The organism is Pseudomonas sp. BNK-44-b, from assembly GCF_047456245.1.
GTDB lineage: Bacteria > Pseudomonadota > Gammaproteobacteria > Pseudomonadales > Pseudomonadaceae > Aquipseudomonas > Aquipseudomonas machongensis.
Genome location: NZ_CP179908.1, coordinates 915,243 through 929,108 on the forward strand (window position 1 = coordinate 915,243; position 13,866 = coordinate 929,108).

9 protein-coding genes, 2 tRNA genes and 3 rRNA genes are annotated in these 13,866 nt (G+C 58.2%); 10 read left to right on the plus strand and 4 right to left on the minus strand.

Features of this window, described 5'->3' with window-relative positions; translation table 11 throughout:
• Nucleotides 1-32: 32 nt before the first annotated feature.
• On the minus strand, nt 33-761 hold the full coding sequence (locus ACMGGG_RS04415) for an SDR family oxidoreductase (protein WP_054891860.1): 729 nt from the start codon (nt 759-761) through the stop codon (nt 33-35).
• 101 nt (nt 762-862) lie between these two features.
• Between ACMGGG_RS04415 and ACMGGG_RS04420 the strand changes: the two genes are divergently transcribed.
• On the plus strand, nt 863-1,651 hold the full coding sequence (locus ACMGGG_RS04420; RefSeq protein ID WP_063543516.1) for a LysR family transcriptional regulator: 789 nt from the start codon (nt 863-865) through the stop codon (nt 1,649-1,651).
• Here the strand turns inward: ACMGGG_RS04420 and ACMGGG_RS04425 are convergent.
• Nucleotides 1,648-2,406, minus strand: coding sequence for an SDR family NAD(P)-dependent oxidoreductase (locus tag ACMGGG_RS04425; protein ID WP_414154936.1), 759 nt, complete (start codon nt 2,404-2,406; stop codon nt 1,648-1,650). The two genes, ACMGGG_RS04420 and ACMGGG_RS04425, sit on opposite strands and share 4 nt — an antisense overlap.
• Before the next feature lie 115 nt (nt 2,407-2,521).
• Between ACMGGG_RS04425 and ACMGGG_RS04430 the strand changes: the two genes are divergently transcribed.
• Together ACMGGG_RS04430 and ACMGGG_RS04435 are read left to right on the plus strand one after the other, a co-directional pair.
• Complete coding sequence (locus ACMGGG_RS04430; protein WP_414154937.1) at nt 2,522-3,442, plus strand: LysR family transcriptional regulator; 921 nt, start codon at nt 2,522-2,524, stop codon at nt 3,440-3,442.
• 125 nt (nt 3,443-3,567) lie between these two features.
• The gene (locus tag ACMGGG_RS04435) at nt 3,568-3,888 is read left to right on the plus strand and encodes a DUF2025 family protein (protein ID WP_054891734.1); all 321 of its coding nucleotides are present in this window, start codon (nt 3,568-3,570) and stop codon (nt 3,886-3,888) included.
• Nucleotides 3,889-3,898: 10 nt separating this feature from the next.
• On the opposite strand, the gene ACMGGG_RS04440 is transcribed toward ACMGGG_RS04435, so the two are convergent.
• Nucleotides 3,899-4,975: a diguanylate cyclase gene (locus ACMGGG_RS04440; protein ID WP_414154938.1), complete on the minus strand. Its 1,077-nt coding sequence runs from the start codon at nt 4,973-4,975 to the stop codon at nt 3,899-3,901.
• A gap of 128 nt (nt 4,976-5,103) precedes the next feature.
• Here ACMGGG_RS04440 and ACMGGG_RS04445 point away from each other — a divergent pair, with 128 nt between their 5' ends.
• Complete coding sequence (locus ACMGGG_RS04445; RefSeq protein ID WP_414154939.1) at nt 5,104-6,198, plus strand: MBL fold metallo-hydrolase; 1,095 nt, start codon at nt 5,104-5,106, stop codon at nt 6,196-6,198.
• Between the two features lie 3 nt (nt 6,199-6,201).
• On the opposite strand, the gene ACMGGG_RS04450 is transcribed toward ACMGGG_RS04445, so the two are convergent.
• Complete coding sequence (locus tag ACMGGG_RS04450; RefSeq protein ID WP_063543518.1) at nt 6,202-7,095, minus strand: formate/nitrite transporter family protein; 894 nt, start codon at nt 7,093-7,095, stop codon at nt 6,202-6,204.
• Between the two features lie 454 nt (nt 7,096-7,549).
• On the opposite strand from ACMGGG_RS04450, the gene ACMGGG_RS04455 reads away from it, so the two are divergent.
• The 6 genes from ACMGGG_RS04455 to ACMGGG_RS04480 all read left to right on the plus strand — a co-directional run bounded on the left by ACMGGG_RS04455 (nt 7,550) and on the right by ACMGGG_RS04480 (nt 13,740).
• A 16S ribosomal RNA gene (locus ACMGGG_RS04455) occupies nt 7,550-9,086 on the plus strand.
• A gap of 76 nt (nt 9,087-9,162) precedes the next feature.
• Nucleotides 9,163-9,239 (plus strand) — tRNA-Ile (locus ACMGGG_RS04460).
• A 6-nt stretch (nt 9,240-9,245) separates the two neighbouring features.
• Nucleotides 9,246-9,321, plus strand: a tRNA-Ala gene (locus tag ACMGGG_RS04465).
• A gap of 222 nt (nt 9,322-9,543) precedes the next feature.
• Nucleotides 9,544-12,436, plus strand: a 23S ribosomal RNA gene (locus ACMGGG_RS04470).
• 133 nt (nt 12,437-12,569) lie between these two features.
• Nucleotides 12,570-12,685 (plus strand): 5S ribosomal RNA (rrf, locus tag ACMGGG_RS04475).
• The 16S, 23S and 5S rRNA genes sit together here with 2 tRNA genes alongside, the layout of an rRNA operon.
• A gap of 161 nt (nt 12,686-12,846) precedes the next feature.
• Entirely contained in the window at nt 12,847-13,740 is an 894-nt protein-coding gene (locus tag ACMGGG_RS04480) for a LysR family transcriptional regulator (protein ID WP_414154940.1), read from the plus strand.
• Nucleotides 13,741-13,866: the final 126 nt, after the last annotated feature.

Consider the following 13,866-nt stretch of genomic DNA (forward strand, 5'->3'; position numbering starts at 1 on the left):
GACGCCCGGCGTGCCCGTGGGATCGCTTGCCATCAGGGTTGCTGGGCAGTGGCTGCCAGGACGATCTCGCGGATGCACACATGTTGCGGCTGCTGGTACGCCCAGACGATCGCCCCGGCCACATCTTCGGCCTTGAGCACTACGCCGCCCATGTCATTGGCTTTCCACGACTCGTAGTCGCGCTTGATGCCCTCGTCGGTGGTGTGGCCGAGCAGCTCGGTCTCAACTGCGCCCGGCGCGATGGTGACGACACGCACGTTGTGTGGCGCCAGCTCTTCGCGCAGGTTTTCCGACAGGCCATGCACGGCGAACTTGGTGCCGACGTAGGCGACATGGTTGGGGAAGGTCTTGCGCCCGGCGACGGAGCTGACGTTGATCAGGGTGCCGGCTCGACGCGCGACCATGCCGCTGGCCAGTGCATGCACGCCGTTGAGCAGGCCTTTGACGTTGATGTCGATCATCCGGTCCCACTGCTCAGGATCCTGCTCGTGCACCTGGCCCAGCAGCATCACGCCGGCATTGTTCACCAGTGCATCGGCCGGGCCGTACACGGCTTCGGCTTCGTTCACCGCCGCCACCAGCGCGGCACGGTCGCGAATGTCCACGGCGCGACACAGGCAGTTGGGCAGGGCCAATGCTTCGAGACGTTCCAGGCGACGAGCGATCAGCAGCAGCGGGTGACCTGCGGCCGAGAATTGCTGGGCCGTGGCGGCGCCGATACCGGAGCTGGCGCCGGTGATGATGATCAGAGGTTTGTTCATGAGCGCCTCCAAGGCATAATCGTTTTCGATGGCCAGGATTGTAAGCATCGATCCAGACCATGAAAAACGGCTTATTCCTCTGGCTGACATCGGTTTTATCTATGGATATTCGTCATCTCAAGGCGTTCATCGCCGTGTTCGAAGAGCGCAACATCACTTTGGCCGCGCAGCGCCTGTGCGTGGCTCAGCCGACATTGTCAGTGACCATCCGGCAACTCGAGGAGGACCTCGGCGTCAGCCTGTTCCTGCGCCAGGCCCGCGGTGTGGACGTCAGCGAGCACGCGCGGGCGCTGTATCCGCAGGCGTGCCGCATGGTTGCCGAAGCCGAGGCGCTGCGCCTGCGCTTTCGCCAGGAGCAGGAACGTGTCCCGCTCGCGCTGGGTATCGAGGCCGATATCGCCCCGGCCCAGGTCGAAGCATGCGTGCGTCTTGCGGCTCAGGCCGTGCCTGGGCTGCAATTGACGTTGCTGGACGGTTGCGAGGGCGATGCGCGGCTGGCCGATGAAGCCGAGCGCTGTGAGGATGAGCTCTTCCTTGCGCTGTGGGAAGAATCGTTTGTCCTGGTCATGGCCACCGGCAGCCAGCCCGACGGTCGCTGGATCACCTGCCCGCAGCATCCTTCGCACCAGCGCCTGATGGGGCTATATGGCGAGGGTGAGCAGGTGGCGCAGGCCGGATCATTGCAACTCGCGTTGGCGTTGGTCGCCGCCGGACTGGGCGCGGCCTGGTTGCCGCAGTCGCTGGCCGAGCGCCACCCAGGGGTCTACTGGCAACCAGGGCCCGGCCCGGCGCTGAGGCGTCGGGTCGGGTTGTGCTACGCCGCCCAGGCGCTGGACATTCCTGCCCTGGCGAGCTTGCAGCAGGCGCTGAGCGGCAGCAGCCTGGGTTAGAGGAACATGCCGCCGGAGACTTCCAGACGCTGCCCGGTAATCCAGCCATTACCCTCCTCAAGCAGCAGGGCGATGGCTGCGCCGATATCGTCGGGCAGGCCGGCGCGGCCCAGGGCAGTATTGCTGGCCACGAAGGCGTTGACCTGCTGATTGTCACGCACGGTGCCACCCCCGAAATCGGTCTCGATGGCGCCCGGCGCCAGGATGTTCACCCGGATGCCGCGCTCACCCAACTCCTTGGCCTGGTAGCGGGTGAGCACCTCCATGGCGCCCTTCATTGCCGCGTAGGCGGAGTAACCGGGCAGCGAGAAGCGTGCCAGGCCACTTGAAATGTTGACGATGCGCCCCCCGTCGGCCAGTAGCGGAAGCAGGCGTTGGGTGAGGAAGAACGGGCCCTTGAGGTGGATGTTCAGCAATTGCTCGAACTGCGCCTCGGTGGTTTCGCTGAACAGTGCATGTATGCCGACACCGGCGTTGTTCACCAAAAAGTCGAACTGTCGGCGGGCAAAGCGTTGATCAAGGGTGTGCGCCAGGCGTTCGGCGAAGTCGGCGAAGCTTTGGCTGTCGCTGACATCCAGTTGCAGCATGGCGGCACGCACCCCAGCCTGTTCCAGGCGCTCGACCAGGGCCTGGGCTTCGTCGGCCCGGCTGTGATAGGTGCCGATGACATCGATGCCGCGGGCCGCGAGATGTTCGGCGGTGTTGCGGCCAAGGCCGCGGCTGGCGCCAGTGAGCAGAGCGATTTTACGGGTCATGTGGATTACCTCGTCGATGGAGTCTGTGCTCACAGGTTATTGGTCGACAAAAGGCTGTTAAATCCTGCTGTTTTGGAAATACTGTTCGCCATATTCGAACTATCAAGGCGGCTCGATGAACAAGCTGGAATTGTTGCGTACCTTTGTCAGGGTCAGTGAACTGTCCAGTTTCACCCTGGCGGGTGAGAGTCTTGGCTTGCCACGTTCGACTGTCTCGGAGCAGGTCCGGGCACTGGAGCGCTTGCTTGGCACGCGCCTGCTCAACCGCACCACGCGCCGCGTGCAGGCGACGCAGGACGGCCTGCTGCTCTACGAGCGCAGCAAGGATTTGCTGTCAGGCATGGACGAGATCGAGAGCCTGTTTCGCAGCGACGAGGCCGAGCTGGCCGGGCGTCTGCGTATCGACATGCCGACCATGATGGCGCGCAAGGTGGTGATGCCGGCCCTTTCAGGCTTTCTGTTGCGCTATCCGCGCCTGGAAGTGGAGCTCAGTTGCACCGACCAGCGTGTCGACCTGCTGCAAGGTGGCTTTGACTGCGTACTGCGGGTGGGCGAATTGGGTGACCCGGATGTTGCCGCCCGGCCGCTGGGGCGCATGACCATGTGCAACTGCGCCAGCCCCGAATACCTTGCCCGGCATGGCGTGCCGCACACGCTGGACGATCTGGCGACGCATCAGCTCGTGCACTACGTCTCCAGGCTCGGTGCGCAGAGTCCGGGGTTCGAGTACGAAGTCGACGGGCAATCGCGTTTTCTGGCCATGGGGGGTGTGCTCACGGTGAACAATGCCGTGGCGTATTCGGCCGCGGGCCTGGCCGGCCTGGGGCTGATCCAGGTTCCAGCGGCGGGTGTTGCCGAGGACGTGCGGCGCGGTGATCTGGTACGGGTGCTCGAACCTTGGCAGGCCCGGGCCATGCCGGTGACGATGCTGTACCTGCGCCAGCGGCATGTTCCGCGCCGGGTACAGGCGTTCATGGGATGGATGGAGGCGCTGTTGACCGATCAGCTCGATCCGGCAGTGTCCGGCGCTCGCTGAAAAACCTTGGCGAAGGCGGCGCAGGTTGCGTTAGGCTGCGCAACAAACGATCTGCGCGTTGCCCGATAGAGGCAACCGTTCCCGCCTGGCGTGCGTTCCTTCCGATTTCTTTGCGAGGTAACGTCATGGCCATTACATCCCAGGATATCTGCACAGCTGCCGAGCAGCTCAACGGCTTCGTCGGTTTTCACGGCAAGCGTGGCACGCATATCGTGCGCTTTTCCGAGGACGCATTCGGTATGGATGTCGCGGATGCGAGCATCACGCCCTGCAGCGAGTTCGTCTGGCGTCCCGAGTCGGGGCGGCGCATGGCGCTCTGCCGTGAGCGTCTGGCACTGTTGCTGCGACAGCATGTGGACGATCGCCTGAACATTGGCGAGCCGCTGCGGATCTATCTGCGCCGCACCGACCTGCCGGAGATCGTCGCCGAGCGTAGCCTGCGCTGAGCCAGCAGGTTCAGTCGGGGTAGGCCAGCTTGAGAGGGCCAGCCTCGCTGCGGGCGACGTTGACCTGGTTGCGGCCTTGATGCTTGGCGGTGTAGAGGGCCTTGTCGGCGTCTTCAAGCCACTGCTCGGGCGTTTTCAGCCCAGGGTGATAGGCCGAGAGGCCTATGCTCAGGCTGATGCGCAATTCCGGCAGTTGCGGGTTGCGATAGGCGCTGACCTGCTCACGCAGGCGCTCCATCGCAACGCCCGCCTGGTCTTGATCGGTGGCAGGCAGGATCAGACAGAACTCGTCACCGCCGTAGCGCCCGGCCAGGTCATCGTCGCGCAGGACGCGCTTGAGCTCGTGGCTCAGCTGGCGGAGCACGCAATCGCCGACCACGTGGCCGAAGGTGTCATTGATGGTCTTGAAATGGTCGATGTCGATCAGGGCGATCACGGCCGGGGCCTGCTGCTGGTGGCAGATCTGGAACCTCAGCAGCAGCAAGTCTTTCCATGAGCCATGGTTGAGCAGCCCGGTGAGGCTGTCGGTGCGGCTCAGGGCGCTCAGTCGACGCTTGTGGTCGGCCAGTTTGATTGCCAATTGATAGCAGACCCAACCGAGCGCCAGCGGGTAGAGCGTCAACATTGGCAGGCAGGCATAGACCTGCAATGCCGAGGCTTGCAATTGCAGCCCGGGGCCGAACAGCGCCATGGCCAGCAGCATGCCTGTCAGCTGCGCGACCAACCCGCGCAGTACCATGCGCTTGCCGCCTGCAGCGACGTTGTTCATGGTCATCATCGACAGGATGGTCACGGTCGGCAACGGATTGAAATGAATGGCCGCGGCCCAGAAACCGCCGCTCAGCGAATCGAGCAACAGGTTGCGCTGTTCGGCGCGGTAGGGGGCAGGGGAGCGGATCGCCCATTGATAAGCCAGGTGCGGCCAGGCCAGGCCGTTGAATAGCATCAGCAGCCACACCCAGGTGGGTGGTTGCAGCGGGGCAAGTGCCGCCATGACGCTGAACAGGCCGATGCCCATGCCGATGGTCCGCGGCAGATAGATGCGCCTGACGAAGGAGAGCCCCTTGCCGCTTCTGTTGTCGATCATGTCTATCGTTCTTTTTCTGCAGAAGCCGTTTATCGCATAAGTTGCATGAATATTGTTGAACAATGATTCACGGCGGAAAAATGACCTTACAAGCCAATTCACGGTTGATCCGATCATTGTGAGGTAGCATGAAGCCTTTGTTCCTCCTCGGAGTGCTCCTGCTCATGGCCCCCATGGCTTCCCCCGCCGGCGAGCCGGCACCTTACAGGGATGGGCGTTTTCACAACCAGGCCGAGCTGCCCAAGGATGGCGTGCTCAAGAAATTGCGTATCGGCCTCAAGTATCTGCTGCTGCGCAAACCTCCCGAGACACGTCCTGCCAATCCCTCGAGCCTGCAGCCGATGACCCGCCAGCAGGTACTCGATGCCCCGGAGCACAGCCTCTGGCGTCTGGGCCATTCCACGGTATTGCTAAAACTGCGTGGGCACTTCTTCATTACAGACCCGGTATTTGCCGAACGCGCCTCGCCCGTGCAATGGGCCGGCCCGCTGCGCTTCCACGCTTCGCCGCTGGCAATCGACCAGCTTCCGCCGCTGGCAGCAGTGATTCTGTCCCACGACCATTTCGATCATCTCGATGAGTCGGCCATACGCCAGCTGGCGCCAAGCACCGGCCAGTTTCTTGCACCGCTGGGCGTGGGCGATCGTTTGGTCGAGTGGGGCGTGCCGAGCGACAAGGTGCGTCAACTGGACTGGTGGCAGGAAACCGAAGTCGCAGGCGTGCGTTTCGTCGCCACACCGGCGCAGCACTTTTCTGGGCGCGGCCTGTTCGACAGTAACAGCACCTTGTGGGCGTCGTGGGTGGTGATCGATGAAGGGCTGCGCCTGTTCTTCAGTGGTGATACCGGATATTTCGAAGGCTTTCGCGAAATCGGCGAGCGCTTCGGACCCTTCGATCTGACATTGATGGAGACCGGTGCCTACAACCTGGCCTGGCCCAATGTGCATATGCAGCCTGAGCAGAGCCTGCAAGCGCACCTGGATCTGCGCGGACGCTGGATGCTGCCGATCCACAATGGAACGTTCGATCTCTCCCTGCACAGCTGGCAGGAGCCTTTCGAGCGCATCGTCGCGCTCGCGGCGCAGGTCCAGGTACCGTTGAGCACGCCACAGATGGGCGAGCGCGTCAGTCTGGATTCGCCCCATGCAGGGCAGAACTGGTGGCAGCCCAGGCCTTTGCGTCAGCGAGGCGACAGCACCGAGCGTGCAGTGGCGGTGCGCTGAGTATCAGCTTTCACGGCCCTTCTTTATTGGCGACTCCTGTTCATCATCCAGCAGCTTCGACGGCGGCTTGCCGCTGTCGCTGCGTACCTGGGCGTGGCTGATGAGGGCGAAGATGAAGCTGCCACCGATGATGTTGCCGGCCAGGGTCGGCAGGGCGAACTCCAGCCAGAAGCTGGGCCAGGTCTGCTCTCCGGCCCAGACCAGATAGGACACTTCTACCGAGCCGACGACGATATGGGTGAAGTCGCCCAGAGCCATCAGGTAGGTGATCATTAGGATGATCCAGATCTTGGCGTTCTCCATGGATGGGATCATCCAGACCATGGTCGCGATCATCCAGCCCGAGATGATGCCCTTGGCGAACATCTGGCTCGGATCGTTGTGCATCACCTTGCGCCCGATTTCGAGGAAGGCCACATCGGTCTTGCTGTCGAAGATCGGCAGCTCGAGCATCACCCAGGCCACCAGCAAGGTGCCGGCGAGATTGCCCATCAGCACCACTGTCCACAGGCGTATCAGGCGGCCGAGGTTGGCGAGGGTAGGGGCGGTCATTACCGGCAACACGGCAGTCAGGGTGTTTTCGGTGAACAACTGTTGGCGAGCGAGGATCACGGCAAGAAAACCGGCAGCGTAGCCGAGGCTGGCAATCACCTGGCTGCTGTCGTTGTCTGGCAGGCGTGCATAGAACAGTCCCATCGCCATCAGCGACAGGCCCATGGTCAGGCCGGCGGCCAGTGCCGACCACCACAGGGCTGCCAGGGTGCGTTCCAGTTCCTGATCGCCCTGGGCGCGGATGATCTCGTGCAGTACTGCTGCGCGGGGTGGCTGGTTATGGCTGACTTCCTGCTCTTCATCTGCCGACAGGCCTGGGGTTTTCTCGTTCTGCGCTTTGCTCATCGTGTCGCGCTCCTGGGATGTTTCTCTACAGATCGATTGCGCTCGGATTAGTTGCCGGTGAGCTCATGGAGGCGGATAAAAGTTTTTTTGGATCAAAGTGTTGACTCTGATTTCAAACCACGTATTATTCGCCTCCTCGCAGCGATGAACGCAGCGAGGCAGTCGGTAAGTCGTTGACGTTGAAGGCTTTTGAAAGAAAGCGGTTTGAAAAAACTTCAAAATAAACGCTTGACAGCAAATGAGGAAAGCGTAGAATGCGCGCCTCGGTTGAGACGAAAGGCTCTTAACCAAACGCTCTTTAACAAATCGAATCAAGCAATTCGTGTGGGTGCTTGTGAGTACGGACTGATAGTCGCCAAGATTATCAGCATCACAAGTGGCCATGCGAGAAATCACATAGTCATTTGAGATTGCTGAGCCAAGTTTAGGGTTTCTTAAAAACCCAAGCAGTATTGAACTGAAGAGTTTGATCATGGCTCAGATTGAACGCTGGCGGCAGGCCTAACACATGCAAGTCGAGCGGATGACGGGAGCTTGCTCCTTGATTCAGCGGCGGACGGGTGAGTAATGCCTAGGAATCTGCCTGGTAGTGGGGGACAACGTTTCGAAAGGAACGCTAATACCGCATACGTCCTACGGGAGAAAGCAGGGGACCTTCGGGCCTTGCGCTATCAGATGAGCCTAGGTCGGATTAGCTAGTTGGTGAGGTAATGGCTCACCAAGGCGACGATCCGTAACTGGTCTGAGAGGATGATCAGTCACACTGGAACTGAGACACGGTCCAGACTCCTACGGGAGGCAGCAGTGGGGAATATTGGACAATGGGCGAAAGCCTGATCCAGCCATGCCGCGTGTGTGAAGAAGGTCTTCGGATTGTAAAGCACTTTAAGTTGGGAGGAAGGGCAGTAAGTTAATACCTTGCTGTTTTGACGTTACCGACAGAATAAGCACCGGCTAACTCTGTGCCAGCAGCCGCGGTAATACAGAGGGTGCAAGCGTTAATCGGAATTACTGGGCGTAAAGCGCGCGTAGGTGGTTCGTTAAGTTGGATGTGAAAGCCCCGGGCTCAACCTGGGAACTGCATCCAAAACTGGCGAGCTAGAGTATGGTAGAGGGTGGTGGAATTTCCTGTGTAGCGGTGAAATGCGTAGATATAGGAAGGAACACCAGTGGCGAAGGCGACCACCTGGACTGATACTGACACTGAGGTGCGAAAGCGTGGGGAGCAAACAGGATTAGATACCCTGGTAGTCCACGCCGTAAACGATGTCAACTAGCCGTTGGAATCCTTGAGATTTTAGTGGCGCAGCTAACGCATTAAGTTGACCGCCTGGGGAGTACGGCCGCAAGGTTAAAACTCAAATGAATTGACGGGGGCCCGCACAAGCGGTGGAGCATGTGGTTTAATTCGAAGCAACGCGAAGAACCTTACCAGGCCTTGACATGCAGAGAACTTTCCAGAGATGGATTGGTGCCTTCGGGAACTCTGACACAGGTGCTGCATGGCTGTCGTCAGCTCGTGTCGTGAGATGTTGGGTTAAGTCCCGTAACGAGCGCAACCCTTGTCCTTAGTTACCAGCACGTTATGGTGGGCACTCTAAGGAGACTGCCGGTGACAAACCGGAGGAAGGTGGGGATGACGTCAAGTCATCATGGCCCTTACGGCCTGGGCTACACACGTGCTACAATGGTCGGTACAGAGGGTTGCCAAGCCGCGAGGTGGAGCTAATCTCACAAAACCGATCGTAGTCCGGATCGCAGTCTGCAACTCGACTGCGTGAAGTCGGAATCGCTAGTAATCGCGAATCAGAATGTCGCGGTGAATACGTTCCCGGGCCTTGTACACACCGCCCGTCACACCATGGGAGTGGGTTGCACCAGAAGTAGCTAGTCTAACCTTCGGGAGGACGGTTACCACGGTGTGATTCATGACTGGGGTGAAGTCGTAACAAGGTAGCCGTAGGGGAACCTGCGGCTGGATCACCTCCTTAATCGAAGACATCAGCCTGCTGATGAGCTCCCACACGAATTGCTTGATTCATTGTGAAGACGATCAAGACCCTATATAGGTCTGTAGCTCAGTTGGTTAGAGCGCACCCCTGATAAGGGTGAGGTCGGCAGTTCAAATCTGCCCAGACCTACCAATATGCGGGGCCATAGCTCAGCTGGGAGAGCGCCTGCCTTGCACGCAGGAGGTCAGCGGTTCGATCCCGCTTGGCTCCACCACTTACGCTGTACCTTGATCAGAACCTAGAAATGAACATTCGTCGATGAATGTTGATTTCTGGCTTTTGTCAGATCGTTCTTTAAAAATTCGGATATGTGATAGAAATAGACTGAATGCCAGTTTCACTGCTGGTAATTCAGGCTAAGGTAAAATTTGTGAGTTCTCACGAATTTTCGGCGAATGTCGTCTTCACAGTATAACCAGATTGCTTGGGGTTATATGGTCAAGTGAAGAAGCGCATACGGTGGATGCCTTGGCAGTCAGAGGCGATGAAAGACGTGGTAGCCTGCGATAAGCTTTGGGGAGTCGGCAAACAGACTGTGATCCAGAGATCTCTGAATGGGGGAACCCACTCAGCATAAGCTGAGTATCTTGTACTGAATCCATAGGTGCAAGAGGCGAACCAGGGGAACTGAAACATCTAAGTACCCTGAGGAAAAGAAATCAACCGAGATTCCCTTAGTAGTGGCGAGCGAACGGGGACCAGCCCTTAAGTTGATTTGAGATTAGTGGAACGCTCTGGAAAGTGCGGCCATAGTGGGTGATAGCCCCGTACACGAAAGTCTCTTTTCAATGAAATCGAGTAGGACGGAGCACGAGAAACTTTGTCTGAACATGGGGGGACCATCCTCCAAGGCTAAATACTACTGACTGACCGATAGTGAACCAGTACCGTGAGGGAAAGGCGAAAAGAACCCCGGAGAGGGGAGTGAAATAGAACCTGAAACCGTATGCGTACAAGCAGTGGGAGCCTACTTTGTTAGGTGACTGCGTACCTTTTGTATAATGGGTCAGCGACTTATATTCAGTGGCGAGCTTAACCGAATAGGGGAGGCGTAGCGAAAGCGAGTCTTAATAGGGCGCTTTAGTCGCTGGGTATAGACCCGAAACCGGGCGATCTATCCATGGGCAGGTTGAAGGTTAGGTAACACTGACTGGAGGACCGAACCGACTACCGTTGAAAAGTTAGCGGATGACCTGTGGATCGGAGTGAAAGGCTAATCAAGCTCGGAGATAGCTGGTTCTCCTCGAAAGCTATTTAGGTAGCGCCTCATGTATCACTGCTGGGGGTAGAGCACTGTTTCGGCTAGGGGGTCATCCCGACTTACCAAACCGATGCAAACTCCGAATACCAGCAAGTGCCGAGCATGGGAGACACACGGCGGGTGCTAACGTCCGTCGTGAAAAGGGAAACAACCCAGACCGTCAGCTAAGGTCCCAAAGTCATGGTTAAGTGGGAAACGATGTGGGAAGGCTTAGACAGCTAGGAGGTTGGCTTAGAAGCAGCCACCCTTTAAAGAAAGCGTAATAGCTCACTAGTCGAGTCGGCCTGCGCGGAAGATGTAACGGGGCTCAAACCATGCACCGAAGCTACGGGTATCACCTTTGGTGATGCGGTAGAGGAGCGTTCTGTAAGCCTGTGAAGGTGAGTTGAGAAGCTTGCTGGAGGTATCAGAAGTGCGAATGCTGACATGAGTAACGACAATGCGAGTGAAAAACTCGCACGCCGAAAGACCAAGGTTTCCTGCGCAACGTTAATCGACGCAGGGTTAGTCGGTCCCTAAGGCGAGGCTGAAAAGCGTAGTCGATGGAAAACAGGTTAATATTCCTGTACTTCCAGTTATTGCGATGGAGGGACGGAGAAGGTTAGGCCAGCCTGGCGTTGGTTGTCCAGGTTTAAGGTGGTAGGCTGAAATCTTAGGCAAATCCGGGATTTCAAGGCCGAGAGCTGATGACGAGCGCTCTTTAGAGTGCGAAGTGGTTGATACCATGCTTCCAAGAAAAGCTCCTAAGCTTCAGATAACTGGGAACCGTACCCCAAACCGACACAGGTGGTTAGGTAGAGAATACCAAGGCGCTTGAGAGAACTCGGGTGAAGGAACTAGGCAAAATGGCACCGTAACTTCGGGAGAAGGTGCGCCGGCGAGGGTGAAGGACTTGCTCCGTAAGCCCATGCCGGTCGAAGATACCAGGCCGCTGCGACTGTTTATTAAAAACACAGCACTCTGCAAACACGAAAGTGGACGTATAGGGTGTGACGCCTGCCCGGTGCCGGAAGGTTAATTGATGGGGTTAGCGCAAGCGAAGCTCTTGATCGAAGCCCCGGTAAACGGCGGCCGTAACTATAACGGTCCTAAGGTAGCGAAATTCCTTGTCGGGTAAGTTCCGACCTGCACGAATGGCGTAACGATGGCGGCGCTGTCTCCACCCGAGACTCAGTGAAATTGAAATCGCTGTGAAGATGCAGTGTATCCGCGGCTAGACGGAAAGACCCCGTGAACCTTTACTATAGCTTTGCACTGGACTTTGAGCTTGCTTGTGTAGGATAGGTGGGAGGCTTTGAAGTGGGGACGCCAGTTCTCATGGAGCCATCCTTGAAATACCACCCTGGCAACCTTGAGGTTCTAACTCAGGTCCGTGATCCGGATCGAGGACAGTGTATGGTGGGTAGTTTGACTGGGGCGGTCTCCTCCCAAAGAGTAACGGAGGAGTACGAAGGTGCGCTCAGACCGGTCGGAAATCGGTCGTAGAGTATAAAGGCAAAAGCGCGCTTGACTGCGAGACACACACGTCGAGCAGGTACGAAAGTAGGTCTTAGTGATCCGGTGGTTCTGTATGGAAGGGCCATCGCTCAACGGATAAAAGGTACTCCGGGGATAACAGGCTGATACCGCCCAAGAGTTCATATCGACGGCGGTGTTTGGCACCTCGATGTCGGCTCATCACATCCTGGGGCTGAAGCCGGTCCCAAGGGTATGGCTGTTCGCCATTTAAAGTGGTACGCGAGCTGGGTTTAGAACGTCGTGAGACAGTTCGGTCCCTATCTGCCGTGGACGTTTGAGATTTGAGAGGGGCTGCTCCTAGTACGAGAGGACCGGAGTGGACGAACCTCTGGTGTTCCGGTTGTCACGCCAGTGGCATTGCCGGGTAGCTATGTTCGGAAGAGATAACCGCTGAAAGCATCTAAGCGGGAAACTTGCCTCAAGATGAGATCTCACTGGGATCTTGAATCCCCTGAAGGGCCGTCGAAGACTACGACGTTGATAGGTTGGGTGTGTAAGCGCTGTGAGGCGTTGAGCTAACCAATACTAATTGCCCGTGAGGCTTGACCATATAACACCCAAGCAATCTGCTTTGCAGATTGTGGTGGTGAAGACGAAACGAACCGAAAGTTCGAAGCGACTCACAAAGATCACATATCCGAATTGGCTGGCGTGTCTGCAAAGACGCACTGGCAACCGAATTTCTTGACGACCATAGAGCATTGGAACCACCTGATCCCATCCCGAACTCAGCAGTGAAACGATGCATCGCCGATGGTAGTGTGGGGTTTCCCCATGTGAGAGTAGGTCATCGTCAAGATTCATTTCGCAAAACCCCTATCTGCGCGAGCAGGTAGGGGTTTTGTCTTTCTGGCGTTCGCCAGATCTCATCGCTCCCCCGCGCCGACACCACGCACGCCACGGGACAAGCCTGCCTCTACAGGGTATGGTGCACCTCTATTCCTCCCTGACCCGGCCCGCATGCGCTACGACCTCACCAGCCTGGACCTGTTCATCACTGTCGCCCAGGAGCGTAATCTGACGCGCGCTGCGGGTATCAAGCACCTTGCAGTCTCCGCGATCAGCAAGCGCATCAGCGAACTTGAGGCGCAGATCGGGTCGCCACTGCTGATTCGCAACGCGCGCGGTGTCGAGTTGACGCCTGCCGGCCAGTCCCTGCTCTATTACGCCCGTCAGCTCAAACAGACCATGGCGCAGCTGGACAACGAACTAAGCGAGTTCGCCGCAGGGGTCAAGGGTCATATCCGCATCCACGCCATCACTTCGGCGCTGTCGCAGTTCCTGCCCCAGGACATGGCTGGCTTCGCCCAGCGTTACCCACAGATCAAGTTCGATATCGAGGAAGGTATTGGCTCGGCGGTCGTCCGCGCTGTCGCCGACGATCACGCCGACCTCGGTATCATCTCCTCGCACACAGCCCCGTTGGGGCTTGAAACCCTGCCTTACCGGCACGATGAATTGGTGTTGGTGGTGCCGGCAGAACACGATCTGGCCAAGCGCCGCACCGTGCACTTCAGCGAGGTCCTGGCGTATGAGTTCGTCGGCCCGCACCTGGACAGTACCCTGCACAGCCTGCTCACCGAACAGGCCAAAACAATGGGGCAACCGCTCAAGCTACGCATCCGTATCAGCAGCTTCGACTGCATGTGTCGCATGGTCGCCAATGGCCTAGGTATTACCGTTCTGCCGCGTAGCGCGGTGGAGCCCTACGTGCGCAGCCATCGTCTCAAGCGTGTGACCTTGTCGGAGCCCTGGGCCCATCGTTCATTGCTGCTGGTATTCAAGAAGTACGAGGTCGCCTCGCCGACGCTCAAGACCTTCATCGATCACCTGCGCGCACCCTCCGAGCCATAACATCCCTTCGAGCGTTCTCCGATGGAGAACGCTGACGTGGCAATCGATCAATTTTCACTCCGCGCTCCAGCGCCTAGCATTGGCCGACCTGCAGCGTCGTCGCCTGGACGACGACATGACAACGAC